Here is a 209-nt window from a genome sequence, read left to right as displayed (position 1 = left end):
TCGTCACACACTTGGGCCAGTCGCCCGGATCGACGATGCCCTTGGCCGACAGCACCGAAGCGATCTGCCCAACGGTGCGTCCGTAGCCGCGTTCGACCAGCGCGCTGCGGTCGACCGACTCAACACCGTGCTGGTCGATGAAGGCGATCTCGATCGCTTCGAGCAACTTGGGCTGGTTACCCTTGACCATCAGCAGGTAGTCGCCCTTC

General features: G+C 63.2%; 1 pseudogene. It reads right to left on the bottom strand.

Going from position 1 to position 209, the window contains the following annotated elements:
• Positions 1-209 (bottom strand): annotated as a pseudogene (locus C667_RS24205) (ISAs1 family transposase); the annotation flags it as partial.

This window comes from Thauera phenylacetica B4P, assembly GCF_000310225.1.
GTDB lineage: Bacteria > Pseudomonadota > Gammaproteobacteria > Burkholderiales > Rhodocyclaceae > Thauera > Thauera phenylacetica.
Note: the sequence above shows the minus strand (reverse complement) of the source record. Positions and strands in the feature narration are given on the sequence as shown.